Origin of the sequence: Sulfobacillus thermosulfidooxidans DSM 9293 (genome assembly GCF_900176145.1) — a bacterium.
GTDB classification, from domain to species: domain Bacteria; phylum Bacillota; class Sulfobacillia; order Sulfobacillales; family Sulfobacillaceae; genus Sulfobacillus; species Sulfobacillus thermosulfidooxidans.
Window position 1 is genome coordinate 1,177,736 of sequence record NZ_FWWY01000001.1, and the last position, 26,010, is coordinate 1,203,745.

Genomic DNA, 26,010 nt, shown 5'->3' on the forward strand with positions numbered 1-26,010 from the left:
ACCTAGTTGTGAGGATCTTGAGGAAGCATATCCAGTTTGGCGGCGAGATTCTGTTTATGAATTTTGCCAGCGCTCGTTAAGGGCATTTCTTTAATGTAAAAAATATGGTCAGGAATCCAAAACTTGGGGATTCGTCCGGCATTGACCTGATGGGCCAGGTAATCGAGGATCATATCGGGATCAATGGCTTGGCGGGTTTGAATAACGGCCACGGGCCGCTCTCCCCACTTGGGATCGGGTGCCGTTAAGATGGCCACCTGGTCAATGCCGTCAATTTCGGAGAGGATGGTTTCAAGGACATTGACGGCGATCCATTCTCCTCCGCTTTTGATGGCGTCTTTTAAGCGGTCCACAATGGCTAACGTACCATCTGGGTATAAAATCCCGAGATCGCCACTGGCGAAATATCCGTCCCGAAAGGCTTGTTTTGAGGCTTGGGGATCGCCTACATATTCTGTGGGAAGCCATGGGCTTTTTATCCAAATTTCTCCAATGTTGAGGCCATTGGCGTCCAGGATTTGACCTTGGTCATCGTGAAGGGAGATTTCGACCATGGGCAGCGGCATGACACGGCCACTTAGGATTTTTTCACGTTCGGGGGAGGATAGTACCGAGTGGGGAGGAATGGATGAGATGGCCGAAGCTAGTTGATCGGTCCCACCATAAATGACGGAAATTTCCACATGGAAATGGGATGCCTTTTTGGCTAAGCCATAGGTTAATGCGCTGCCCCCGGTCAAGACTTTTAAGGGATCATCCAAGGGACCGGATAAGACCTCTAAGAGTCTATAAAGCTGAGTGGGAACCATATTGGCCCAAGTCACATGGTGTTGAGCGATTAACTCGACTTGGTCTCTTGGGCTCAGTTTCGGTGATAACACCAACGATGCGCCAATATACGGTGCAATAAAGGGAATTCCCCAACCGTGAATGTGAAAAAAAGGGATGAGGGGTAATAAGGTTTCATCGGGTCCTAACCGGGCGGGGGTATCTTGTAACGCGAGATGGTGAACGATTTGCCATGAACTTAACAAGAGATCCCGGTGACGGTACAGGACACCATGGGGCCTTCCGGTTGTGCCCGTCGTAAATCCTATAGAAAACGGATCGGTCTCGTGGATCGTTACACGCGGAAAATGCGGCTTCCCGTGCCGTATTAAGCCATCATATTGGGTAGGCATGGCAATTTGCTGGGGAATTAAGCTTTTTAAGGTGTCGGCTAATGATAAAAATTCAGCTCCGACAAAGAGCCAGGTATCCCGAGCTTGCCGGATGGTGTATTCGAGGTCATTTAAGGATAACCGGAAATTTAAGGGGTGCATAATGGCGCCCACAAAGGCGAGCGCATAATGAAGTTCAAGAAAATTTTGCGAGTTGGCATCTAAAATGCCCACCACTGTTCCCTGGTCGATACCCATTTCCTGCAAACTGTTTGCTAGCTTTAATACGCGTTCTAAGAGATTGGCGTAGCTCGTGAATTGATTCTCATACCAAATGCCTTGCTGAGGATATTTGTGACTGGCTTCTAAGAGGACTTGAGAAATGACTAATTGATCCATAGTTGGCTCATCCCTTTCGCTCCCTGCCACTGGGATATGCATCTGTTGAGCTTGATGCCTTGTGGTTCTTGAATTTTTTAATGTGAATGGTGCTACATTATTACGGTGAAGCACAGTGACAGATATACACTCAGGGATAGCCATTCATGTCATGCGGAACTGCCACGATAAAGGAATTATTATCCATGATATCATAAGCTGTGATTCTGAAACTATCGATCTATTCAATACGCGGAAAAAGATCGGTAGCCCAATATGTCATCGCGATAAGGTTTTTGATGAATTTGAAGAAGGAGGTCATGACTCATCATCAGATGACCATACGAAGAGTGCATGAGGACCATAATTCGTAGTGCCGCAATAAGCCATGTCAGTGGCAAGCGAGATTTGCCGGGCTCGCCCTATTGCGAATCCGGCGAAAGGCTGTCTCCATTTGAGAAGCTTTACCTTCCGGTTTGCTGGCGTCTATAGTCTCATGGATTGGTTATAGGAAAAAGCTATGGGCATTCTAGGCCGCACCTTAATATCTTACGGGATATTATTTGACGTATTTTACGCGAGCCGACTTGTCCGCGGCATGCGTAATAGACCCATTTGGTGACCGAGACGAGCGCAATCATGCCGGTTCGAAGCATTTAATTTGTGTAAGAGATGTTCCACATGTCGCTTGACGGTATGGACAGAAATTTGTAATGCGTCCGCGATTTGAGCATTGGAATAATTTTGATCGAGCAGCCATAACACCTCGCGTTCCCGCGGTGTTAAGCCGGGCGGATTTGTTTCTGCTTGGGACAGATTCCCTTTCATAATGCCCTGCCAAAATGATTGACTAATCAAGACGCATTGAGACGATACGACCGTACGGATTAAGTCCACTAACTGATCGCAGCATTGGGTTTTATCGAGTAGCATATCAATGCCTAATTTCATGACCGGACCCGTTAAATGAAACGTCATGGGGGACAAAAACACGGCCGATTTCACTGCGGGATTGATACTTTTCCATGTGTTCAGGGTATGTTGGATATGAAGAAGATTATCCGACTCTATCAGCACGGCGTGAACCGTTGAGTGATTCGTCGTTTCGTCCAGCATAACGACCTCGGTATCGGCTTCCCTTTCTAATACCGCGCGAATGCCGGCTGCAAAAATAGGAGAATGGCTAACAATTCCGATTGTCATGACATTCACGGACGAGGCCTCCTTTTTTCATAGATTTCGAAAAATTATGTGGATATTTTTCCCTTTTTAGCATACAACCTCGAACTTCGTGATCCGTCTCAGCTTTGTCTCAGTTATTAATGGTCCATTTTATACCAAAACCTGGAGGAGGTCAAGTCCTAATTTGTGTGTAAAAGCGTTCCCTTGGTTGGCGAGTCGTTAGGCGACAACCGCTGGTCCCGCATGAGGCGGCCCATCCGCCGCCGCTTGAGATCGTTTCGCTTGCCAGTAAGGCTCGAGATTCAGATACCGCTTACCAGTGGTCCACACCTCATGCTGCTCGAGCAACAGCGCGCCCACCAGGCGGATCGCCGACTCCCGGTTCGGAAAAATCCGAATCACCCGTTCTCGGCGCCGGATCTCGGCATTGAGCCGCTCGACGCCATTCGTGGTGCGTAATCGCTGGCGCAGCGACTCGGGGAGTTGCAACACCGCCAGCGCGTCCTCGAGCCCGTTCTCCAGAATCGCCACGGCGCGGGGAGCCCGCTCGGCAAAGTCCTCGAGCAGTTTGGTCCACAAGGTGTCGACGGTGGCCCGGTCGGGGGCTTCGAAGAGTGCGCGGAGACGACCGTGCAGCTCCTCCTGCACCGCTTTGGGCGCGGCATCGAGGATATTCCGCGTGAGGTGCGTTTGGCAGCGCTGCCAACTCGCCCCTTGGAATTGCTGTTCGATAGCCTGCCGCAGCCCGCGGTGGTCATCCGACACCACCAGGTCGACGCCCGTTAAGCCCCGATCCTTGAGGTCGGTAAACACGGCCGTCCACGTCTGCTTCGATTCGCTATCCCCGATCCAAAACCCGAGAATTTCTCGGTACCCCGCCGCATTAATGCCGGTCACCACACACCCGCTCCGGGGCCGCACGGCCCCGTTCTCACGGATTTTCAAGACCAAGGCATCCACAATCAGGAACGGGTACTGCGTCTCCGCGAGGGATCGGGTTCGCCATTGCTGGACGGCCGCCTCTAAGCCTTTCGCCAGGTCCGACACCGTAGACTTCGAAAATTCGGTGCCACAGAGCTCTTCGGTCACGCGCCGGATTTTGCGGGTTGACACCCCATTCACCACCATTTCCATCAGAGTGAGGACGAGAGCTTTTTCATGCCGCTGGTACCGCTCAAAGAGTGTGGGACTGAACTCCCCGTCCCGCGTCCGCGGGACCTCCAGCGTCAACGTGCCGACGCGCGTCGTGAGTTGCCGGCTCCGTGAGCCGTTGCGATATCCGCGCCGGTCTTCGGTCCGCTCGTACCGGTCGGCTTGAAGATGTTCCGTCACTTCGGCTTCTAACACCTGATTTAAGACCTGTTGCAACAAAAGCGCGAAGGCCTGATCCTTTTGTCCGACTAGGGACTTGGATTGTTTGATCATCCAGTGTAATCTGATAATGAGCCATTGCGTGATCCTCCTAAGATTTGTGAGTTGTGTCGCTTTCAAATCTACCAAGGAAACGCAATGGCTTTGAAATTTTTAAGCCCCTTTTACACACAATATCGGACTCTACTCCTGGAGGATGGCAGAGAATAAATAAATTTATAGACTTTTTTGCTGTCGGATCATGGCAACAAAAATAAACTGGCCCAATAATCGGTTAGGCCAGTTATTCCTGGGCTATGCGCTATGTTGGTGATTTATGACGGAGTGTTTTGTTCAGACCTATTTTTGGGCCGAACGACACTACAAGAAGCAACGCCGGCAATATGGTCTTGCAAGACGGCACTGCCCAAATCTAATAAGGTGATAACCCGTTCGTCGCTAATTCGGTAATAGACGAATCGCCCTTGTGACTGGGCTTGAACCAAGCCGCAACTCTTTAGACAGGCCAGGTGGTTTGATAAATGGCCCTGACCGATATCCAGACGTTTGACGAGCTCACCGACATTTAACGACCCCTCTTCGCGCAGACTCTCTAAAATCCGGAGGCGAATGGGATGGCTCAGGGCTTGCCAAAATGAAGCCAACAAATCTTCGTGTTGGGTCTGACTTGTCGTGAAAAACATGCGGCTCTCCTCTTTTTGTCACCGAATAAATTCATTCTATTAAAATTGTACAGAGTTCAAACGTTTCGCTCAACTAATCAATAGACCTATTTTATGGCGATTACCACGCCTTACACCTATGCATTCACACAAAAAACTCACCTATTAGGTGCTATGGAAAGCATGAAGACGGTATTTGGTGGTGAATAGCCTCGCCAAATACCGTTAACAGCATAGAAATAATGAGTGGTTGTGTTGATACTTTAGGGGACTAGCTGTTTTTGAGCAAGTCATTCAGCCGACTTCCTTTGTCAAGCTTAAGCATCATAATACCGACAATAAGAAGATAAAGCCAAGCTGCTAGAGAAAATCCACGGCCGAAAGAATATTGGAGAAATTGAATGTGCCCCACCAACGGAGCTTTATTAATGCCGAATGGTAAAGCGGTGATGCCGGAGATAAAGAACATCGTCATATTATAGGCGGTGAAAATAATGGGAGGTCCGTAATATGAGCGCAGTCCGAGTAGATAAATGACCGCAATCAGTCCATACGATGCGGTTTCGATGTCAATCCAGTACGAGACAATCGGTGTCGATCCGGGGCTGGCAAAGAGGTGGGCTGCTACGTCTAATAATGCAAAGAACACCAGTGACAAACGCAGTGTATGGATTATCCGAAGATGTTTCGAGTCTATGTTTAGACGTTCGTCAGCAACCGTTTCCAATCGACTACTCATAAGGCAGCACATCCTTTCTTATTTGTGAATCATTTCACTTATAATGCTATCATCTTGGTGCCGGGACAACAGAGGGCATATGGTCCATAACTGGGGACCCAAATGACGAAAATGGATATAGGCCTTTTGGTCCTGGTGTGAGGGATAGGTCTACTCCTTGTCGGTAGACTATCAACGTTCCCTACGTTTGTCTTGGCCGAACACGGGGACATAGAGGACTCAACCACGACCATCAAAGGAAGGTATCGTTATTCCAACACCCCTTCTTATTCGGGTAGATATGGTCCTTTTATTGGCGTTAACGTCAGGGGGAAAGCGTTGGTGTAAGATGGTTATATTAACGGGGCGCCAGATTCCGGGAGTGTTTTCGTTCTATTGACAACTCATCTGGTAAGAGGACTGTCTTTATTGTGCCTTACAAGAAAACAGATTGCGGATGGCATTAAGGGTGCCCTATTGTCCAATTGCGGGAATTGATGGTGGGAGCGCTTCAGGCGATTACACCATGGTTAGCAAAAAAACCAACGATTTGTAACTTTCCCTTATACAAACGGAAGTTGGTATGATGGATCTGATGGATACGCTGAGCAGGCGTCTAATTCTTCTGTCGCGTAAGTCAATCAGTACTATGCTGGGCCATAATCCTTTTGAGGAAGGGCAGTGGACGAGGGTAAATGGGAGGCAGATAACTCGTGCTACGAAATTTTTTCACAACCAAAGTGGGAATTGTGACGGGCATTGCATTGGTTCTTGCGGGTGGCAGTGCCGTTTTTGCAGCCTCAAATTTTACAAATCCCTACCCGCCTCACGCTGGTGAGCCAGCGCCTAGAACGTTTCCGCATATCACTGTGCCGATTCCAAAGTCAGGACAACCTGTCCCTGCGGGACTTACAATGGCCGTTACGAAGACTCAGGCGATTCACGATGCCTTGACTCAGGTCATGCAGCAAGATCCCTCGGGCTCGCCGACAGTCATCAGTGCCGTGCTTGTGTCGAAAACTACGGCCGAAGCTGAAATTGGCTCGGTGTCGCCATTGTTCCCCGACTATTTCTGGAAAGTGGGTTTAACAGGGGCGATAAAGTTATCAGAACCCGCTGGAACCTATTCTCATGTCTTTGTTTTTGTGGACGCTCAGACTGGGCATCCATGGATTATTTGGGTGCCATTGCCACCGGCCCATTAGCTTGCTCCCAATGCCGAATCTTTCTGATAAAAACCTGGTCAACTCGGTTATTTTCGTCCTTTAATCCTTGATAAAATAAGAAAATTTAGACTGAAGAAACGATAACCTCGATGATTGAAACGGGATTGTCGTTAGTTCATAATAATAAAAACTATAAAAATGCAAGTGATGAAAAGAGGTCATTCCATATGACTAGTTCACCAATCCCGTTATCGTGGGAGGCATCATACGAGCAGTGGAAACAAAGTCGTTACCCCTCTTTGTTAGAAAAGGACTGGAAGACGGCATTTAGTGATTACCCATGGATTTCTTTTTTCGATAGCCCTTTTGTTGCTCTTTCTAAACCACTAAACCAGTCTCGGATCGCTTTAATTAGTTCCGCCGGCGTGTCGTTAACCACACAACCTCCTTATGATGCCGAGGATCCCTTTGGGGATCATAGTTTTCGCGGCATCGATACAAAAACTCCCTTGCCAAGCTGGCAGGTCAATCATGGACACTATGATACGACTTCGGCGCAAGTCGATTATAATACCGTATTTCCGCTGGATATTCTGACCCAATTAGCACAAAACGGATATATCGGCTCGCTTGCAGCAGAAAATTATACGTTCATGGGATACCAGCCTGATCCCCGTCCGTTTTATGAGAAGTCGGCTGGGAAGATTTTAGAGGGGTTACGGGCACAAGGAGTGGATGCGGTGCTGTTAATCCCTGGATGACCCGTGTGTCATCAGTCCGTGGGACTGTATGCGCGTTATTTGGAAAGTGAAGGCATTGCCACCGTTGTTATAGGCGCTCTTAAACCGATGTTGGAAACGGTAAAACCTCCGCGGGTCTTGTGGATTCGGGCCGCGCTCGGAAAACTAGTGGGAAATCCCCACGATACCAACGAGCAAATGAATCGGGTCAAAAAAGCCCTCAAGCTCTTAGAAACAGCAACCTATGGCGGTACTTTGATATCATATTCCGACAAAGAGAATTGATGGGGATATTCGGGCGTGATTCATGCGGTCATAGGGATTTTAGCAAAGGAGGAGAGAGAATGAGCCAACGTCTCGACACCATGCGCATTGGCGAACTGGCCAAATTAGCCAAAATTACTCCCAAAACTCTTCGATATTACGAAGATTTTGGGTTATTGCCGGCCAGTCAACGCAGTGAATCGGGATACCGCTTATATTCGTGGAACGATTTGGATCGACTGCGGTTTATCCAAAAAGCCAAAGCAGTCGGATTTTCGTTGAGCGAGATTCGTTCGATTATGGCTTTACGTAATCACGGCGAGGTACCGTGCGATCATGTGAAGGCATTGATTAATCAGAAGTTGGAAGAAGTTCATTCTCAAATCCAAAATTTGAAAGAGTTAGCTGACGAACTACGCGTGATGCAACAAGAAGCCGAAGCACTGCCGTCGTGTGAAGCCTGCGTCTGCGAGATTATTGAGCATCATGACAACAAGAGTCAACAGGATGTTTTTTGATAATGTGCCAATCCTTCCTGCTTAGGGGTTTTCCATTAAGCCCTTAAGCAGGAAGGATTAATAGAATAGGGATCATATTGCTAAGGATCACACCTTAAGACTTTTGGTGATATATTCTTCATCATGTCGTTAACCTTTTGCCTTAATAGGATAAGAGGTTACGGAGGAAATCAGGTGCTGAGGAGGGGACGCGAGTTTTCCGCCTAGAAAAGAGTTAGTCAACACCGTGCTGACGCTCATGACCATTGCCAACATCGCCCATGAGGGGCCGATTAATCCGGTCATCGCCAAAGGAATGCCTATCCCATTAAAAGAAAATGCCAATGCGATATTTTGTACGGTTTTGTGATACGAATTGCGGCCAATCATAATGGCTTGCGGCACTGCGCTGAGACGATCTCCCATGATAATGACATCTGCTGATTCCATCGCGATATCGGTACCGGCTCCGATCGCCACTCCTACATCAGCTTGCGTGAGTGCTGGCGCATCATTAATTCCGTCTCCTACCATCATGACGCGGTGGCCGAATTGTTGCAGTTCTCGAACCGCATGGGCCTTTTCGCTAGGTAATATTTCGGCACGAAAATCATTGATGCCCACTGCTTGGGCTACGGCTCGGGCTGTGTATTGATTATCGCCTGTCAACATGATCGGTTTGATGCCAAGTTTCTTAAGATGATTCACCGCTTCTAGAGCATCAGGTTTGATCGTGTCGGCGATAGCGATAAAACCTAGCAAGGTATCATTTTCGGCGACGCCTACCACGGTATTTCCCTGTGCTTGCAACGATTTAATCTGGCTTTCGTGACCATCAAGTTTAATCCCCTCGTCTTCCAAAAATCGAGGGGATCCGACTTTGAGGTGTCGGCCCTCCCATGTTGCCTGTAACCCTTTACCCGGAAACGATTGGAAATCATCCACAGTGGGAATATCCAGACCTTCTTGCTCAGCGTATTGAACAACGGCACGAGATAACGGATGTTCAGAGGGGTTTTCAGCGATAGCGGCAATTTTTAGGAGATACGGCTCAGACGTTCCTTCAAGAGGAATAACTTGGGTCACCGAGGGGCGCCCTTCGGTCAGTGTTCCCGTTTTGTCGAGGGCTACCCACTGAATATCTTTAAGGACTTGGAAAGCTTCGCCGCCGCGAATCAATATCCCGTGTTCTGCCGCCATGCCTCCTCCTCGGATCATGGCTAAAGGTGTTGCCATTCCTAAGGCACAAGGATATCCCATCACGAAGACGGCTAGCATGGCAAAGATGCCTCGGGTTATATCCATATGTCCTGATACCATATAGTCTCCGAGCGTCCAGATAAGAATTGCTAATGCGGCAGCCGCCAACACGCCGGGGACATAGACCGCAAGAACGCGGTCAACGAGTTGCAAAATTCCCGGTTTTTTGGCTCGTGCTTCTTCAATTTGATGTGCGATCTGTTGAAGAAAGCTTTCCTCGCCGACACGGGTCACCAAGACCATCAAAGATCCGGTAAGATTGAGGGATCCTCCAATCACCTCAGTCCCGACGGTTTTGTCTACGGGCAATGATTCCCCTGTGACAAGACTTTCATTGACGGTAGAAGAACCATCAATAACGCGCCCATCCAAAGGAATTGCCTCCCCCGGTCGAATGCGGATAATCTCTCCAACCGCTATGTCGTCGATCGGTACGGTTTGTTCGAGACCGTTACGGATAACCGTTGCCATTGCGGGTTGTAACTCAAGAAGTTTCATGACCGAACGAGACGCCTTAGTTCTTACCAACAGGGAGGCATATCCTGAAAGGATGTGGTATGTCGTGATAAACGTCGCGACGGCAAAGAAGTCCGGAGCGGGAAATTCTAGGGCTGGGATATGGGCAGCGTGTCCAATGAGTCCCAATATCCCCCCCAAAAATCCACTGAATGCTCCAAATTCCAAAAGTACATGCTGGTTAAGAATTCCCCGTTTCAGCGAATGCCAAGCCATTTTGAGAATATAATAACCTGGGCCTAATATGGTTATTAAAGCGAAAAGAGGCATGACTATGGTCATGAATGGGCGAATGATGTTTAGGGACACGAGGTGTAACCATAAAACACTCATTAAGATCAGAGAGAGCGCGGTCATGGTTCCAGCAAACCATAAACGTCGGCGTTCCCAATCAATTTCTTTTTGCTGTTCCTCATACGCTTTGACACGCCGGGGATCGCGGATAGTATAACCTAAATCCAATAAAGTTTGCCGAATCTGATCATCTGTCAGTATTTTGGGATTGAACTCAATCAGGGCTTCTTCATGGGCGAGTGATACACTGGCGTTGATGATGCCAGGCATGCGAGCAAGGCCTTTGGTAATACTGGTTGCACAAAATGAGCAGGCCATCCCTCCGACTTTGTATTGTACTTGCTGCGTGTCTTCTGTCATGATGACACCTCCACTTTTACCTGGTAACCTAAAGCTTCTAAACGGTCTTGAATCACCTCTTCGGCGGTCTCATTCAAGGAAAATGTCACTTCAATTTTTTGTGTTTGGTGATCGGCTATGACGGAATGAACACCCGGGATGCGCCTTAAAGCCTTTCCTACTCGGGCCTCGCAGCTTGCGCAATGAAGTTTTTCGTCTCCCACGACGGTAAAGGTTTGTACTTTGACCATGGATATCACTCCTTTAAATTTTTGCGGTGATGTGTCGGACTTCTCTACCGCAGGAACATCGTAAACCTTCCCGTTAACAGGAATGTCAAGGGACTTTTTGTTTTCTTTGGTATGTCGGACTCTTTTGGTCTAGCCGTTGGTAGGAGGTATACCCTGTTCTTGGACAATAACTGAAAGAGCGGACGACCGTAGGATTGTTTTACCTCAAAAATACGGGAGGCTAAGTGATTGTAAGGCAGGAGATTAGATAGGGTTACTATAGCCACATCGAACGTTGATACAAAGGATTATGAGTCCGTCAGGCATATTGGCCAGTGGAGTGATATAACGCGGTATGGAAAGGCAACGCAGATGACGTTGCCCTCCAAGAATCCGATCAATAGAAACTTTACGTCTATCCCACACCAACAGATATCTTAATGGCCTGGTCGACTAGCCACATCCTTTCGAGCACAGTGACCAGGCGATTTGATGATAAATCATGGCATAAGCCTGGGCCTCGTGAGAGGGCAAATGCCTCGATAAAATCCGCAGACGCGCATTTTTCCGCATCTCATCGGCCTCTTGGGGATGATCGAGGGTCAAACGGAATGCCGCAATCAATTCTTCCGGGGTGTCGAACAACAACCCCGTTTTCCCATCCTCGATGAGATACCGGTTCCCATGAATATTGCTGGCGACGATCAAAGCACCACAACTCATGGCCTCCATGAGCGCGTTAGAGACGCCTTCGATCCGGCTCGTATTCAAAACAATGGTGGCCCGTTGGTACCATGTCCCCATCTGCTCCTTCGGCACTTCGCCCATCACCTGCACCCACGGTTTATCCTGGGCGGCTTGCACTACCCGTTCCCATTCTTCCCCATCACGCACCGGTCCTAATATGGCGAGCTGAAAATCGATCCCCAGGGTCTTACGGGCGGATTGTACGAGGTCGATCGCCCAGGCACTGCGTTTCACCGGGCGAATACCGCCAGCCATCACGACTAAGGGGGGCCAATCCCGCGTTTGAGACGAATCCGCGGGGCAGAACATCGTTTCATCCACCGACGGCGGGATCACCTGCACGCGGTGCTCCCACGCGGGAGCATCCGCCAACAACCGTTTACGGGCATTGGGCGTAAACACCACCTGATGGTGCAAGGATGACAGGGTGTGGCGAATCGGCCCGGGATCTTTCGCCCAATCTCCCCATAAGTCGGTTCCGGTCCACGTGACCACGATTTTTTCAGGGTCAATGCCCTGGTGGAGTAATCGTTGTCCCACTTGCACCGCATTCCAGGCATGATACACGTCATAGTCCCCTGAGATGGGGATGAAAACGTTCGACGTGTGCGTTAAGACCTAAGTGGTTGAGACCACGTTGCAGGCGTTCAGCCGACACAAAATTCCCCCCCGTAACGGGGGTATCAGGCGGCACAATTAAACCGATTTTCATCAGGCTTTCGTCCTTTCTTATGTTCATCCTAACCAAGCGACAAGGAAATTTAACAAGATGCATTTCGAACAGCAAGTGGCGACTTTTTCACTTTTTCTGTTTGGGAAGAGGTTTTCGATAGGATCATTTGGAATGCGCTTTAAAGCCTTTCCTACTCTGAGCACCGCTTGTGCGATGGAGTTTTTTACTGCCCACGATACAAGATGTTTGCACTTTAATCATGGATAACACTCCTTTCGTCTATTGCAGGAAGATCGTAAACTCTCCCGTTAGCTGGAATGTCAAGAGGTTTTTTCGATTTCACTGTCGGGGATGTCGGACTCCTGTCGGTCAGCCATAATTAATGAGATAACCTTCGTGTCACAGAAAAAAGAGTCCGTCGCCATATTTGGATGGGTGATTCAATGCTCGGATATTTTGATCTCAGATATCAAAGATTTTCAGGAAATAAGAGATGAACGATGTCATGTGGAAAAGAAGCGGTAGAATGCCTTAAGCGCCCAAGTGAGTGGATGTGCTGCACGTAATCAGATGAAAACAGCACCCAGAGATGCTGCTAATATTCCTACGCTCCACATCGTGATATACCAGATTTTTCGGTGTTGCGTTTGATGTCCGTTCATGTTGTGTGACATCGAGGCGTCATGATTATGCGCTAGATGTTGATGTTGTTGAGAATGGTTGCTAACGTGCTCTTCATAGGATGTTGTCTGAGGTTCTGTACTCATTAAACCGTGTTTTAAATGAGCTGCGACCATCCACCAATTTAAAGGATAAGCGAGAATGGCGCCCGCTATGAGGGCCAGGGACATCATAAACCAAAACTCACCCTGATGGGGTGATGCCGCTGCCGGATGAAGTCGGATCCAAGGAACCATGACCGCAATCATTCCGGCCATCACACCATTCATCGATAACCATTCAGGTAGAAACATTTTTCGAAGGGCCACAAGGTAGCTGCCGCCCACCATATCCTTCATAAAAAGCGATTGAAAAATCAGCCAGCCGACAAGAAATCCGGCGACATATTCAATGAAGAGATTAAGTATCATCGATATGTGTTGAGAATGAAAAAGGCCAATGATGACGGCCGCTCCGATAATACCAACGCTGTCTCCGGCGACGCAATGCAAAGTGGATCCCACCGCTTGTTTCCACAAAGGTGCAATATATTGCCGGTGCGTACCCGGTAAAGGTTCTCGCACGGTCAATATATAGAGTACGAGCCCTAAAGGTCCCATAAATATGGTGACGAGGAGAAAAGCCATGTGCATAGTCGTATCAATCGGGGCCTGGGGCCAGTCAAAAATTATAAACGAGACGGATAGCAAGGAAAGAATCCCCCAAAGTATAACGACACTTCCCAATTCATATCCCTCCTTTTCGCTCATAAACTGTAAAAATCTTTTAGGAATCGTAAGAAACGTTTTCGGAGCACTCCGAACTAAATTTCCTTTTGAAGCATGGTAAGAAGATAAGCACTCAATGCAATAAGCCAAGCAATAGCCATGGTGAAAGAATCACTATTATGTTGCCCATCCATAAAAAAGGTCAGCCCGCTATATCCCGCGACGACTACGGCCACCAATCCAATGCCTGACCATAGCTTGGTAGATGATTTGGTGCTGGATAAAGATTTTAATGCGGTAATGAGAGATAACACGACTAAAAACACACCGAGCATCATATGAATCATGAAAATGGGAGAAGCAAAACCTCGGGAAATCATTGTGTGAAATCCCATTGGGATTCCGAGGTATCTCGGATTCATGGAGGGCAGGGTGACATAAAGATTTGTGTACATACCTAAGACAAATTGAACAAGGAGTAGTCCGACCATGACCCCAGAAATAGCCTGGACAGGGTTACGCGCAGCTACAGAACGGTCAACCATAATTCGTCCTCCTTTGGTCTTTTATCATTTGTCGTCTTTAAGAATTCCGGGTATGCGCTTAAGAAAGACATACCCGGAAAGATGTTGCAGTGGATCTAGGCCTACTTCTGGTTCACATACTGAGCCGGATTTTCTTGAAAGCTCTTGGCGCATCCGGCACAGCAAAAGTAATAGCGGGTACCCTCATAGTCAACATGGGGCGTTGTATCAGTGACATCCACAGTCATTTGACAGACAACGTCTACGGCTTGGGCCATGTGATTTCACCTCCTTCCGTTGGTAGGGGTGTGGCTGGGAGTTTCGCCGTCTTTAATAACAGGGAGTTGGAGACGACAGACACGGAACTCATCGCCATGGCTGCGCCGGCAAGGACAGGCGAAATGATGCCAAAAGCAGCCAAGGGAATCATCATCACATTGTAGATGAGAGACCAGAACAGGTTTTGGTGAATTTTTCCGAGCGTCTTTCGTCCTAACGTTAACGCCCGAACCACCCCGAAGATTTCTGGGGATAATAAGGCGACCTCTGCAGTTTCCAACGCGGCGTCAGTACCTGAGCCCACAGCGAGACCGAGATCGGCGGTGGCTAATGCCGGGGCATCATTGATCCCGTCACCAACCATGAGTACCCGAAATCCTTCTTCTTTGAGTTTGCTCACAATCTTGGATTTATCAGCCGGGAGAAGGCCGCCATAGATCCGATCGACGTTTAACTTTTTGCCAATAGCCTCAGCTGCGCGCTCTTGGTCACCCGTCAGCATCGCGACTTGAATACCGCGTTCGTGCAATGCTTTGATTGTGGCCGGAGCATCATCGCGAATCGTATCCGCCACAATAATCGCGCCGGCTAATTGTTCTGACTGACCAACCCATATCACGCTGGCTCCTTGTTCTTGCCAGGTATTGACAGTGTTTTGGATATCCTCGGGAACGTTGACATGATATTGTTCCATCAGACGTAAGTTCCCGACGACGATTTCTTGATCATTGATATACCCAACCATTCCCAAGCCGGCTTCGGTATAAACATCTTCGGCCTGGAATTCAGGGACGCCTTGCAGTTTCGCCCCGCGCACTACGGCTTGGGCGAGAGGATGGGTCGATTCGCGCTCAATGGCCCACGCCAAGGCTAACACGTTCTCCTCGGTAAAATCACCATAGGCTATGACGTGTTGCATGTCAGGCTTTCCGCGGGTTAAGGTTCCGGTTTTGTCAAAGGCGACCAAATTGATGCGGCTTGCGGTTTCTAAGGCTGCGCCATTGCGGAAAAGAATACCCCGCTTGGCTCCAATGCCTGATCCCACCATCACCGCAGTAGGCGTCGCTAATCCTAAAGCGCAGGGACACGCGACCACCAAAACAGCCACCCCATCTAATGCAGCCATTCGCCAGTGACCGGTAATCACTCCCCAGACGATAAAGGTGATAATGGCGATACCAATGACCACGGGAACGAACACATTGGCAATCGTATCAGCAAATCGCTGCACAGGAGCTTTAGTGGCTTGCGCCTCCTCGACAGTTTTGACGATTTGGGCCAATGTGGTATCATGCCCGACCCGTTCTGCTTCGATCTCGAGTGTCGTGGAACCATTCAGTGTTCCGGCTGTGACCATGTCACCAGGCTTTTTATCCTGGGGCAAAGGTTCTCCGGTTAGCATGGATTCATCGGCCGTCCCTTGCCCAGCAACCACTTTTCCATCGACCGGAAAGCGCTCGCCGGCCAAAACCTGCAAAATGTCTCCCGGGTGAATTGCGTCAACCGCGACAGTTTCCCAGTCTCCTTGGGCCGTCTTCCGGCGGGTTTCTTGTGGACGCAGGGCTAACAATTCTTCAATGGCTTGACTGGTGCGTCCTTTAGCGACGGCTTCCAGATACTTTCCGACCAGGACAAGGGTGATGACGGTGGCCGAGGAGTCGAAATATAAGGGACCATGAACGGCTAAATCGTACATGGACAATCCCCAAGCCGCGAGTGTACCCGTCGCGACCAAAACATCCATGTTGGCATTTTTGTGACGCAAATTCATCCACGCCCGGTGAATGAATCCCCATCCGGGTCCCCATTCGACGACAGTGGCAAATAGCGCGAGCATGATGCCGTTGTCGAGCCACGAGGGTCCGACATGAAACAGCACATGCACCATATCTACCCATATCGGGATAGAGAACAATATTGACCAGGATAAACGGCGTCTTGCCACTTGCATTTCATGTGAGCGGGGATTAGGTTCATCTGTGCTTTGCTGTTTGGGGGCAAAGCCCGCGGCCTGTAGAGCATCTGTGACTTGCTGAGCATCGGCAACGCCGCGAATAAGGTCAAGGGAGAGCACGCCGGTTACGGCATTCACTTGAACATTTTCGACTCCGGTCACAGACTCTGCCGCTTCGATCGCGCGTTTGCGCAAGGGTTCTTCATCCATACCTGCTAATATCCACGACACATGATCTTTGCGCACGCTGTAACCTAATTCCGTGATGGTTTCAACAAGTCGTGGCATGGTAACTAGGCTGGGATCAAAGGTAATGTTGGCACGTTCCAAGGCTAAATTCACATGGGCATCAACCCCGTCTAACTGGTGCAACGCTTTTTCAATACTGTTAACACAAGTCGCACATGTCATGCCGCCAATATCTAAATTGATGGATTGAGCAGATTGGTCTTGATCAATCGGATGAGTGGCCATCACTCTTCACCTTCTTTCATAATTTTTTGGACCGTCTCAGGCGTTTGATCACTGTGACAATGACACAGCGGGTGTTCAATTAATGGGGACAAGGCGTGGTCCGGTCCAATGGCTTCTCCTGCGGTAAATGGCATGTATTTCATCGCCCCGATGAGTTCATCGACTATGGGTGTGCCCATGCCTTCACGCATCGCATCCGCCACACAGGTCAAAAGATGATTGCGTAATAAAATGCGCTGGACTTGCTCAAGACTAGCCTGAACCGCAGAGACTTGTTTCATGATGTTCACGCAGTAGATGTCTTGATCCACCATGCGCCGGATGCTTTCCAAATGCCCGGCGGCAACTTTCAACCGTAAAGCCGCATCCTTTTTCAATTCCGGGTCCATTAGCTTACCTCCCTCCCCACCCCCGGTGGGGTACTTGTTTACAGTGTGAACCACTATTTTTGATTTGTCAACCCTCAAATAAATCATTGCGAGAAAAAAGCTGAACACAAGACACGGATAAAAAAATCACGACCCTAAAGGCGATTGTTTCTTAAGATGTGTGAATTTGGCGGTTCTATGCATTTTGCGAACAAAGGGAATGGACGCGGTGCCCGCCCTTGAGGCGAATCCTTTCCTCTGCGTTTTGACTGGTTTTATAATGAGAAGGCTTTTAGCGCATGACAGGTTAATGGTGCACAAGACATAGAGAGGCGCTACACAATCCATACCATGAAGGGAAGAGACCATGAGTTATTGGAAAGAGTGGGTAGCGAAAGAAGAAAAATTATTGCGGGAAAAGGACAATTGGCGGACGCTCCCTTCAAGCCAAGGTACGGCGCCTGGACACATTATACGGGATGCTCATCATGCAGTATTGAGTTTTGCCAGCAATGACTACCTGGGCTTAGCCCATCATCCCGCCATGATTGAGCAGGCAGAAGAGGCCCTGAGGACACATGGCACGGGATCGACGGGTTCTAGGCTGTTAACTGGGAATTCAACGATTCTTGCGGAATTGGAACGCGCTTTGGCGGCTTGGAAAGGAACGGAAGCGGCTTTGGTCTTTCCTAGCGGCTATCACGTCAATATTAGTGTGTTGGCCGCTGTGACCACCGAATCGAGCCATATCTTTTCTGATGCCGCCAATCATGCCAGTATTATCGACGGATGTCGCTTGAGCCGGGCTAAAACATTTATTTACCGGCACAATGATCTTGATCATTTGCGGCAGTTATTAGACGCATCGGTCGGGGCGGACCGGCGGTTTATTGTGACGGAAGGGGTATTTAGCATGGACGGTGATGTCTCGCCGCTTCCGGAATTGCTTCATTTAGCCGAAGAGTTTGAGGCGGTTGTCGTGCTTGATGATGCGCACGGCACAGGCGTTATGGGGGACAAAGGCCGGGGAACGCTGTCAGCTTTTCAGCTGCACAGTGATAATGTGTGGCAAATTGGGACATTAAGTAAGGCCTTAGCGGCCCAAGGGGGATTTGTTGCCGGACCCCGAGCCTTGATCGATTATCTGATCAATAAGGCCCGCGCCTTTATTTTTTCGACGGGTCTCAATCCTGCTGCTGCGGGAGCGGCTTTAGAAGCGATTAAGATTGCTCAAGACGAAGAATGGCGGCGGGAGCACATTGCGCGACAGGCCGAGTTCTTGCGCCAAGGGCTTAAGGACTTGGGCTATCATGTTCTGGCCCCCGGTATTCTTAGAACGCCGATTGTCCCTGTGCTTATCGGGTCCAATACTCAGGCGCTGAAGGTGGCTCAGGCTTTATGGCACCAGGATATTTATGCCCCAGCCATCAAGCCGCCGACCGTGCCGCCTGGTACTAGTCGCTTGCGTCTAGCCATCAGTGCTGCGCATCATGAGGATGATATCGAAAGAACGTTAGCAGCATTTCGCCGCATCAAAAGTGACCTTGTCGGTTTTGATGGAACGGATGAAGGAACACAGCATGAATATCTATAGTGTTCGGATGCGAGCGGCCGATGAGACAGGACATCACCTTTCGGGAATGGAGCGTTTAGTCTTAGACGATGACATCGCGAAGACAGTTCAAGAATTGTACCAACGGGCTTGGCATAATCATCCACATGATGTCCATATCACCATTGAGAAAATAGACCAGGAGATTACCCAGGTTCCTGTCCTACGCATTCGCAGCGGGATCCCTAATAAGTCTCCCAAGTCTTTGGTGCGAACCCAAGCACGGCAAATTTTGCTGGACGCTCAAATTCAATCAGATGTCATTGATTATGCTTTTTCTCTTTTGGACCGGGGGCCAGCAGCAAGTGGTGGCAATATGCGTGGGGCTGTCTTATTAACTAAGCATAGCGGACGGCGTTTAGAACCCGACAAGGACCGGGGTGTCAGGACAGTGCGTGTAGATGTTCATCCCAAAGACCGGGACCGTCTACATAGGGCCTTGGTTCAGCAGGGATTTCCTCATCCCCGAACGCAAGATGCCTTGATTTTAGCCACCAAGACCTTATGGGCCGGAGTCATTGCCGAATTAGGCTGGTCAGATGACCCTGATTATACGACGGGCTTTGTGGCCACAAAGGGAACTTATTGGCGGTTCGAAGGAATCAAAGAGGCAGGCGTGAATTTAGGCGGGCGCATTTATTTTGTTGAGGAAGACGAGGATACAGCGGAACTCATGAACCGGCTTCAGCAAATACCGATTTGGGTTATGGTTTCAACTGAGTTCGCGAAAAATGAGGGAGAACACGCGTATGAATAATGAACAGCAATTGCGGTCTTTAGAAGACGTTGAAAAATCGATGCAACACTTCATTGACGAAAGGTTTTTAGGACAACCTTTCTTTAAGACACTGCTTAAAGGCGAGTGGACGGCTAGCATGTTGCACTATTTTGCCTGGCAATATGCGCATTATAGCGCCAATTTTCCGAGGGTTTTAGGAGCCGCTATCTCCGCCATGGCTCCTCTAGATGATTGGTGGATTCCTCTCGCGGACAATTTATGGGATGAAGCGGGACGGGGAATCCCAGGACATTCGCATGCCGTCTTATATCGTACCTTTTTAGAAAGTCTTGATCCGAGTGCCCATATAGTTTATGAGGACCGACAAAAATGGCCGGCCATCGGATACAGTGTCGCTCAAGCGGTTAAAAGCTTTATTGATTTCTTTTACAATGCATCGCCTCTTGAAGCGATGGCTGCTGTGGGATTAGGATCGGAATTTTTTGCCGATCAAATTATGGGCACGATTGGTCAAGGATTACGCCATCCCTACTACCAAGCGAAATCTCCCGTGAATACCACGTTTTGGGATGTGCATGCCCGCCATGACGAACCCCGTCATTATGCATTATGCCGGGCTGTCCTCCTCGAACATACGCCACCAGAGTCCTATCAACATATTTTGGAGATTGGTCAATATATTGCTGGGTCGGAAGCTGCCATGTATGACGGCATTTATCAAGAAGCCTTGTCGCTCGGGGTATAATATCCTTCTACATCCATAAGAAACATCGACACAGAAACCCCCAGGATGCTGGGGGTTTCGAAGTGGCGGCAAGGCAAAGAGAGGGATCGATTCATACGGATGAGATGTCTTCCAAACTCCGTCCGTTGGTCCGTGGACCCATAATACCAATTACAGATGCCACAATGGCCATCGCAAGAGAGATGAATGCAAACACCCCAAGGACTCCAAAGGATTTCAATAATGCCACGATGATAAATCCTACGAGCGCAGAACTTAACCGACTCCAACTGTACGTAAATCCCACACCTGTAGCCCGAATCCGAGTTGGATACAATTCGGCTTGATAGGAATGAAACAGCGTGCTGAACCAATTATTGAGGAGTGTAATTACGATACCCATGGTAATGATGCCGACAGGAGTGCGCATCTGGGAAAAAACTAAACCCGCAATGCCGATGCTAAGGGACACGACAACAATTTGCCACTTTCTCTGCCAGCGGTCTGACATCACCATGCCAATGATTGGTCCCAGGGGATTAACTAACGCGATTAAAAACGTGTAAAGCAACGAATGAATTAACGTAATGCCTTCACTAACCAGTAAAGTCGGAACCCACGCTGCGAACCCGTAAAAACCAATGGTTTGAAATAGATTGAAAATCAGCAACATGATGGTACGCGAACGGTATGGAGGTACCCAAATTTCACGAAAGTGACCCCGAGATTCATGTTCTTCAGTGCCCGGGCGAACGGGCGGCAGCGATCCGACTTCTTTTGCTACCGTCGTTTCAATTTGTTGCATCACCGCATTGGCTTGAGTGATGTCGCCATGATTTTCGTACCATCGCGGAGATTCGGGTAACCCCTGGCGGATCCACCAGACGGCGACCGAACCTAAGGCGCCTATTAAGACCACCCAGCGCCATCCAGCCATAAGTACGTGTGTGGGGACGAGGGTATAGGCTAAAAACGCCACGACAGGCACCGCCCAATAGGTGATAAATTGACTGAAGGCAATATAGTAGCCGCGCCGTGAGGCGGGAGTCATTTCACTGACATAGGTATCTATGACAACTAACTGAGCGCCGACCCCAAACCCAGCAAGAAGACGAAACACATCAATCCAGACGGCATTGGGTGAAAAGGCCATGAGGATCGTGAAAAACGAATAAATGAGCAACGAATAAACATAACCATTGCGGCGACCAATTTTGTCACTGATATTGCCAAAGATCGATGTTCCAAAAAACATCCCCAAAAATCCCGCTCCAACAAAATAGGCTAAGCCGGAGACGGGCATGACCTTTGCATGAACGAGAGCTGCCCCTACGGCACCGGCCATGAACAATTCATAAAATTCAAAGAGACCTCCCGTTGATACTCTTGCGACCAAGCGTTGAAAATAGGGGGCCGGTGGCAAGCGATTCATCCGATCAGCTATGGTGATGCGGGTATTTGCTGGCGTTGCCATACTTCATCCACTCCTCTCATGATTTAGATTTATCTGATAATTTTATGCGTCACTGCTTCCGTAAAGTCCATTACGATTAGTTCGGAGGAGCTAGTTGTTGCGCAATCACGTTCAACAGGCGCTGCCGAATCCCAGGCAATTGGCTGATGTCAATGTGGCTGGCAAGGCCTTGAGCCTGAAAGAATGTGACAAGTTTTTCGGTATCAAGATTCCCAGCCGCTCCTGGTGCATAAGGACACCCACCGAGCCCTCCTACGGCGGATTCAAAAATGCGAACCCCGTGCTCATAGGCCATAGCTACGTTGGCCAATCCCCACCCCAGACGGTCGTGAAGATGGAGGGCTAAGGGGATTTTTGGCGCAATGGACTGAACCACACAGACCCGTTCTTTGACCTGAATGGGCGTGGCGGTTCCTAGTGTGTCTGCAATCCCTAGTTCATCAACCCCCATGTCACAATACCGCTCCGCAATAAAGGCTACCGAATTGATGGGCACAACCCCTTCAAAAGGACATTCGAAGGCGGTGCTGATTGCCCCCCGGACTTTTAGACCAGCTTCGTGCGCCCGCCTTGTAGCTTCTGTGAGTTGGGACAGAGTCTCATCGCGAGAACGATTAAGGTTGGCTTTATTGTGACTTTCTGATGCGGATACGACCAACGTCACCGTGTTTGCACCTGCGGCAATGGCACGTTCCACTCCTTTGAGATTGGGAGCCAAGGCGATCAATTCACCTGGAAGATCTTGCAGCTGGGAGAGAACGGCCTCGCCATCTGCTAACAAGGGCACCCAACGGGGATGTACAAATGAGGCGACTTCAATTGCGTGAATACCTGCCTGGAATAGATCACGGGTCAGGGCGACTTTGTCGGCAACAGGAACGTAACCCGTTGCATCCTGAAGACCATCGCGGGGCGTAACATCAACAATCTTGACCAGAGTCATCTAATCTTCACCCCCTTCTTTAAAAGGTTTCTGACGATGTGGCCATGGGCCACAACCACGATGGGACGCCAGTATCCCGGTCCCACTTCAACCATGCCTTCAGCATCTGGAAATCTCGTGTAAGAGGAGCGGTAGCGCCAAATGACCAGGGAATGAGGAGGCAGTGGTCTTTCTAGATACTGCGTGGGATGGGTTACTACTCCATGATAAATCGTCGATAGTGGCAATCCTCCGGCGTAAAGTTTTGAGCAAACATAACTGAGGTCATAAACAGGCGGCTGATGCCATGTGGCTTGGGTTATGTCGGTGCTTATTTATGAGGAGCGATGCCTGCGGCAGTTAGACGGTGAAATGTCCGCCATGAAAAATGCCGGGATCCCTGTCCAACATCCAGCCAAATGCCTCGTTTTACGCCATCTTCCAAGCTTTTAATGGCAGAGGAACTCTGTGCAAAGTGGCCTCGTAAGCCATGAAAGGCATGAGTGATCACATCGCCGGGTCTTAAGGATTCGACGATGGACTCAGGAGGCAAAAATGATCCACTGACATGAACCATCAAAGGAACATGAACCTGCTCGGCAATAAGAATACCTGTTTTAAGTAGTCGAGGGTCGTCGGCGGCGTCAATCTGCCCTAATCGAATCTTAATCCCGGCGATATCGTGGCGATGTTGTTCAATGACGTGTTCAATATGCTGTGTATCAGAAGTGTTTAACCCGGGAAATGCCACAATGGTGGGATGATGTTTAAGACCATGGGGGAGAAGCGAGATCCATAGTTTAAGGTTGGGCAGGGATTTCCGTGTGGGAACCGGGTCACGCCATCCAATGGTCCCCGCATCGCCTCCTACCAATACCCCCGAACGCAGTAAAGCATGCGGAGATACCCCAAGAGTATGGGTACTCCTGTGAATATGATCATGGAAATCAGCTAGACCGGGCAACAGAAGATCGGTATTACGTAAGGAAAACTCTTGATCGTCGTCTTGGGTAGTAATAGTCCACCGGGTGTTCATGACAAGGGAGCCGTTGCGGTCAAATTTCAGTCCGCCCTCAAATTGCCATGTACCCATTTGTGTTCTCCTCCTCCCGTACTTTAGCGAATGATTCCTTGTTCACGCCAAACTGCCAGCTCTGTTGGGGAAATGTGGAGAAGCGTTGTAAGAACGTCTTCGGTGTGTTGTCCTATTGAGCCGCCTGCCCAACGCACTTTTCCGGGATGACGGGTGAGCTTGGGAACAATTCCCAGCATGCCCGTGGGTTCACCGTTGTCCTGGGGAGCATAGGCAATCATTTGTCGGAATTGAATTTGGACATCCTCGGCAATATCTCGTGCACTCATGACAGGACCGGCTGGAATGCCTGCCTGTAATAAGCGCTGCATCAAATCTGATAAGTCGTGTTCGATGGTCCATGCGGCAATCAGTGTATCGAGTTCGGTTGCATGACGAACCCGTTGCTCATTGGAGCTGAAGCGAGGATCGTTAACAAGTTGGGGTTGTTGCATGACCGTGGTGAGCGCCTCAAATGTCGCCGAACTATTGGCTCCAATGGCAATCCATTGTTGATCACGTGTGGGATACGTGTTCGAAGGAGCGGCTCGAAGGAGTTGATTGCCAGTGCGTTCTTGAATAATGCCGGCATTGACATAATCGGGAATCAACGCCTCCGTAATGGCCAAAACCGATTCGACCAACGAAACATCAATGTGCTCCCCTAATCCATCACGACCGCGTTGAACCAGAGCGATGAGGATCCCAATTACAGCATAGAGGGCGGCCAATTCATCGCCGAGCGAGACCCCCGTGCGAACGGGAGGACGATCAGGAAAACCCGTAATGTAGCGGATACCTCCCATCGCTTCCGCAATATTCCCAAAACCCGGGCGGTCGCGGTATGGACCTGTCAGTCCAAAACCCGAAATGTCCACATAGATGAGTTTCGGATTAAGGGAATGGAGATGCTCATAACCCAATTCCCATTGGGCCAGACGTCCTGGCCGTAGGTTCGCAATGAGGACGTCGCTTTGTTTTGCTAACTCGCGAATGATGTGCTGACCGGTGGGGTGTTTTAAGTTGACGGCAATTAATCGCTTGTTGCGAGATTGCATAGACCACCACCAAGAATGCCCTAAAGGACTCATAGCACCCCAATGACGCAGCGGATCTCCATCTAAGGGTTCGACTTTGATGACGTCGGCTCCAAAATCCGCGAGAATACGGGCCGCTGATGGGGCGGCTACCAATTGGCCGATTTCCAATACGCGAATGCCTTGTAAGCTCATGGTATCCATGGTTTAGTCTTCCTTATTTACTATGGACTGTGGTGGTTGCGGTGTCGCGGACAAGGCGTGTTCATTTTTTGCCGAACAGAGAAGTTGCGTAATCTTGTGCGCTTCTTGCTGTAAGGCGGAAATGATGGCGTCTTGACGATCTGTCACAAACCGTTCTTTGGGACCCGAAATACTTAACGCCGCGAGAACCTGGTTGGTCCCCGTGAAAATCGGTACACTGATGGAGCCGAGAGCCGATTCTCGTTCTCCTAAAGATATGGCCCATTGTTTTTCACGAATTTCTTGCCAGCCGGAGAAGCTCGGCGGCGATTGTCCGGGAAAGAAGGTTACAGACTCATGAATGAGACGGTCACGAGTCTCATCGTCGAGCCATGCTAGTAAAATCCGTCCTGCTGAACCCACATGTAAAGGAAGTGGCGTCCCTACTTGAATCGTATGACGTAAGGATTCAACCCCTTCGACCCGCGCAATGCAGACCCGGGCAGAGCCAACACGGGTGTAAATACTAGCAGTGTCTCGAAACTTGCTGACTAGGCGCTGTAAACTTTCCTGACTGGCATTTTCTAAGGCGTGAGTGTTCCGTGATGAAGATGCCCAGTGGATTAACCGGCGACCAGGTTGATTGGACGGAGTTAAAATTCCTAGGTCAATAAGGGTTTGGACAATGCGGTAAATCGTTGGCCGCGGCAAGTTTAATTGCTGGCTAAGTGCCTGCAGTGTGATCGAGGAATCCTCGGTTAAAACATCGAGAATTTCCGCCATTTTGGAGAGGACAGCAATTCGACTTGAATCTGTTCGCATTGTGGACACTTACCTCCATATTCCGGACAAATAAATTATATGAAGGGGAGGAATAAAAATCAATACAACAAGCAGAAATTTTAGAAAATAATAAAGAAACTCGTACATGAAAATGGGTACCGATGTCTCAAGTTATGCCTACTCATCATAACGACCATGCGCCGCAGTGGTCTTACGAGCGCATCCACGAATCAGATCAAAATCCATCAAATAACTTCTTGGCAAACCAATAACATTCCCG

25 protein-coding genes and 1 pseudogene are annotated in these 26,010 nt (G+C 49.3%); 7 read left to right on the forward strand and 19 right to left on the reverse strand.

Features of this window, described 5'->3' with window-relative positions; genetic code table 11:
• Positions 1-2 precede the first annotated feature (2 nt).
• The 5 genes and pseudogenes from B8987_RS06155 to B8987_RS06175 form a co-directional block, all read right to left on the reverse strand.
• Positions 3-1,559 (reverse strand): AMP-binding protein, encoded by a 1,557-nt coding sequence (locus B8987_RS06155; RefSeq protein ID WP_176213161.1) that lies wholly within the window; start codon positions 1,557-1,559, stop codon positions 3-5.
• A gap of 552 nt (positions 1,560-2,111) precedes the next feature.
• Entirely contained in the window at positions 2,112-2,741 is a 630-nt protein-coding gene (locus B8987_RS06160) for a response regulator transcription factor (protein ID WP_242823995.1), read from the reverse strand.
• A 198-nt stretch (positions 2,742-2,939) separates the two neighbouring features.
• A pseudogene (locus tag B8987_RS06165) lies at positions 2,940-4,170 on the reverse strand (IS256 family transposase).
• Positions 4,171-4,405: 235 nt separating this feature from the next.
• Entirely contained in the window at positions 4,406-4,774 is a 369-nt protein-coding gene (locus B8987_RS06170; protein ID WP_020375242.1) for an ArsR/SmtB family transcription factor, read from the reverse strand.
• A gap of 250 nt (positions 4,775-5,024) precedes the next feature.
• On the reverse strand, positions 5,025-5,492 hold the full coding sequence (locus B8987_RS06175; RefSeq protein WP_020375243.1) for a hypothetical protein: 468 nt from the start codon (positions 5,490-5,492) through the stop codon (positions 5,025-5,027).
• 692 nt (positions 5,493-6,184) lie between these two features.
• Between B8987_RS06175 and B8987_RS06180 the strand changes: the two genes are divergently transcribed.
• The 4 genes from B8987_RS06180 (at position 6,185) to B8987_RS06195 (ending at position 8,159) form a co-directional block, all read left to right on the forward strand.
• On the forward strand, positions 6,185-6,676 hold the full coding sequence (locus B8987_RS06180) for a hypothetical protein (RefSeq protein WP_084660987.1): 492 nt from the start codon (positions 6,185-6,187) through the stop codon (positions 6,674-6,676).
• Between the two features lie 188 nt (positions 6,677-6,864).
• The gene (locus tag B8987_RS06185; protein ID WP_176213162.1) at positions 6,865-7,398 is read left to right on the forward strand and encodes a glycine/sarcosine/betaine reductase selenoprotein B family protein; all 534 of its coding nucleotides are present in this window, start codon (positions 6,865-6,867) and stop codon (positions 7,396-7,398) included.
• Between the two features lie 3 nt (positions 7,399-7,401).
• Complete coding sequence (locus B8987_RS06190) at positions 7,402-7,662, forward strand: hypothetical protein (RefSeq protein ID WP_076006806.1); 261 nt, start codon at positions 7,402-7,404, stop codon at positions 7,660-7,662.
• A 59-nt stretch (positions 7,663-7,721) separates the two neighbouring features.
• Entirely contained in the window at positions 7,722-8,159 is a 438-nt protein-coding gene (locus B8987_RS06195; protein ID WP_176213163.1) for a heavy metal-responsive transcriptional regulator, read from the forward strand.
• A 129-nt stretch (positions 8,160-8,288) separates the two neighbouring features.
• Here B8987_RS06195 and B8987_RS06200 read toward each other — a convergent pair whose 3' ends face one another.
• The 9 genes from B8987_RS06200 to B8987_RS06235 form a co-directional block, all read right to left on the reverse strand.
• A complete protein-coding gene (locus B8987_RS06200) occupies positions 8,289-10,568 on the reverse strand; it encodes a heavy metal translocating P-type ATPase (protein ID WP_084660990.1) in 2,280 nt (759 codons plus the stop codon).
• The gene (locus B8987_RS06205) at positions 10,565-10,798 is read right to left on the reverse strand and encodes a heavy-metal-associated domain-containing protein (RefSeq protein WP_084660991.1); all 234 of its coding nucleotides are present in this window, start codon (positions 10,796-10,798) and stop codon (positions 10,565-10,567) included. Before B8987_RS06205 ends, B8987_RS06200 begins: the two co-directional genes overlap by 4 nt.
• A gap of 432 nt (positions 10,799-11,230) precedes the next feature.
• Positions 11,231-12,091, reverse strand: coding sequence for a glycosyltransferase (locus B8987_RS06210; RefSeq protein ID WP_242940622.1), 861 nt, complete (start codon positions 12,089-12,091; stop codon positions 11,231-11,233).
• A 1-nt stretch (position 12,092) separates the two neighbouring features.
• A complete protein-coding gene (locus B8987_RS19930) occupies positions 12,093-12,236 on the reverse strand; it encodes a hypothetical protein (RefSeq protein ID WP_242940623.1) in 144 nt (47 codons plus the stop codon).
• Positions 12,237-12,763: 527 nt separating this feature from the next.
• The gene (locus tag B8987_RS06215) at positions 12,764-13,603 is read right to left on the reverse strand and encodes a DUF4396 domain-containing protein (RefSeq protein ID WP_176213164.1); all 840 of its coding nucleotides are present in this window, start codon (positions 13,601-13,603) and stop codon (positions 12,764-12,766) included.
• Positions 13,604-13,680: 77 nt separating this feature from the next.
• Positions 13,681-14,130 (reverse strand): hypothetical protein, encoded by a 450-nt coding sequence (locus B8987_RS06220; protein ID WP_084660993.1) that lies wholly within the window; start codon positions 14,128-14,130, stop codon positions 13,681-13,683.
• 101 nt (positions 14,131-14,231) lie between these two features.
• Positions 14,232-14,387, reverse strand: a complete 156-nt coding sequence (locus B8987_RS06225; protein WP_084660994.1) for a YHS domain-containing protein — start codon at positions 14,385-14,387, stop codon at positions 14,232-14,234.
• A complete protein-coding gene (locus B8987_RS06230) occupies positions 14,372-16,816 on the reverse strand; it encodes a heavy metal translocating P-type ATPase (RefSeq protein ID WP_084660995.1) in 2,445 nt (814 codons plus the stop codon). Before B8987_RS06230 ends, B8987_RS06225 begins: the two co-directional genes overlap by 16 nt.
• Positions 16,816-17,205, reverse strand: coding sequence for a metal-sensitive transcriptional regulator (locus B8987_RS06235; RefSeq protein ID WP_084660996.1), 390 nt, complete (start codon positions 17,203-17,205; stop codon positions 16,816-16,818). Before B8987_RS06235 ends, B8987_RS06230 begins: the two co-directional genes overlap by 1 nt.
• A gap of 346 nt (positions 17,206-17,551) precedes the next feature.
• Here B8987_RS06235 and bioF point away from each other — a divergent pair, with 346 nt between their 5' ends.
• The 3 genes from bioF to B8987_RS06250 are packed head-to-tail and all read left to right on the forward strand — an operon-like array spanning position 17,552 to position 20,280.
• Positions 17,552-18,778 carry an 8-amino-7-oxononanoate synthase gene (gene bioF, locus B8987_RS06240; protein ID WP_084660997.1) on the forward strand — a complete coding sequence of 409 codons (1,227 nt, stop codon included), beginning with the start codon at positions 17,552-17,554 and terminating at the stop codon, positions 18,776-18,778.
• Positions 18,765-19,553, forward strand: coding sequence for a 6-carboxyhexanoate--CoA ligase (locus B8987_RS06245; RefSeq protein WP_020375258.1), 789 nt, complete (start codon positions 18,765-18,767; stop codon positions 19,551-19,553). Before bioF ends, B8987_RS06245 begins: the two co-directional genes overlap by 14 nt.
• On the forward strand, positions 19,546-20,280 hold the full coding sequence (locus tag B8987_RS06250; RefSeq protein ID WP_084660998.1) for an iron-containing redox enzyme family protein: 735 nt from the start codon (positions 19,546-19,548) through the stop codon (positions 20,278-20,280). Before B8987_RS06245 ends, B8987_RS06250 begins: the two co-directional genes overlap by 8 nt.
• A 91-nt stretch (positions 20,281-20,371) precedes the next feature.
• Here B8987_RS06250 and B8987_RS06255 read toward each other — a convergent pair whose 3' ends face one another.
• The 5 genes from B8987_RS06255 to B8987_RS06275 all read right to left on the reverse strand — a co-directional run bounded on the left by B8987_RS06255 (position 20,372) and on the right by B8987_RS06275 (position 25,769).
• Positions 20,372-21,733, reverse strand: a complete 1,362-nt coding sequence (locus B8987_RS06255) for an MFS transporter (protein WP_020375260.1) — start codon at positions 21,731-21,733, stop codon at positions 20,372-20,374.
• Between the two features lie 76 nt (positions 21,734-21,809).
• Positions 21,810-22,676, reverse strand: coding sequence for a hydroxymethylglutaryl-CoA lyase (locus tag B8987_RS06260; protein WP_084660999.1), 867 nt, complete (start codon positions 22,674-22,676; stop codon positions 21,810-21,812).
• Between the two features lie 310 nt (positions 22,677-22,986).
• Positions 22,987-23,748: an amidohydrolase family protein gene (locus B8987_RS06265; RefSeq protein ID WP_084661000.1), complete on the reverse strand. Its 762-nt coding sequence runs from the start codon at positions 23,746-23,748 to the stop codon at positions 22,987-22,989.
• Between the two features lie 23 nt (positions 23,749-23,771).
• Positions 23,772-24,968 (reverse strand): CaiB/BaiF CoA transferase family protein, encoded by a 1,197-nt coding sequence (locus tag B8987_RS06270; protein WP_020375263.1) that lies wholly within the window; start codon positions 24,966-24,968, stop codon positions 23,772-23,774.
• A gap of 3 nt (positions 24,969-24,971) precedes the next feature.
• Positions 24,972-25,769 carry an IclR family transcriptional regulator gene (locus B8987_RS06275; protein WP_242940624.1) on the reverse strand — a complete coding sequence of 266 codons (798 nt, stop codon included), beginning with the start codon at positions 25,767-25,769 and terminating at the stop codon, positions 24,972-24,974.
• Positions 25,770-26,010 lie beyond the last annotated feature (241 nt).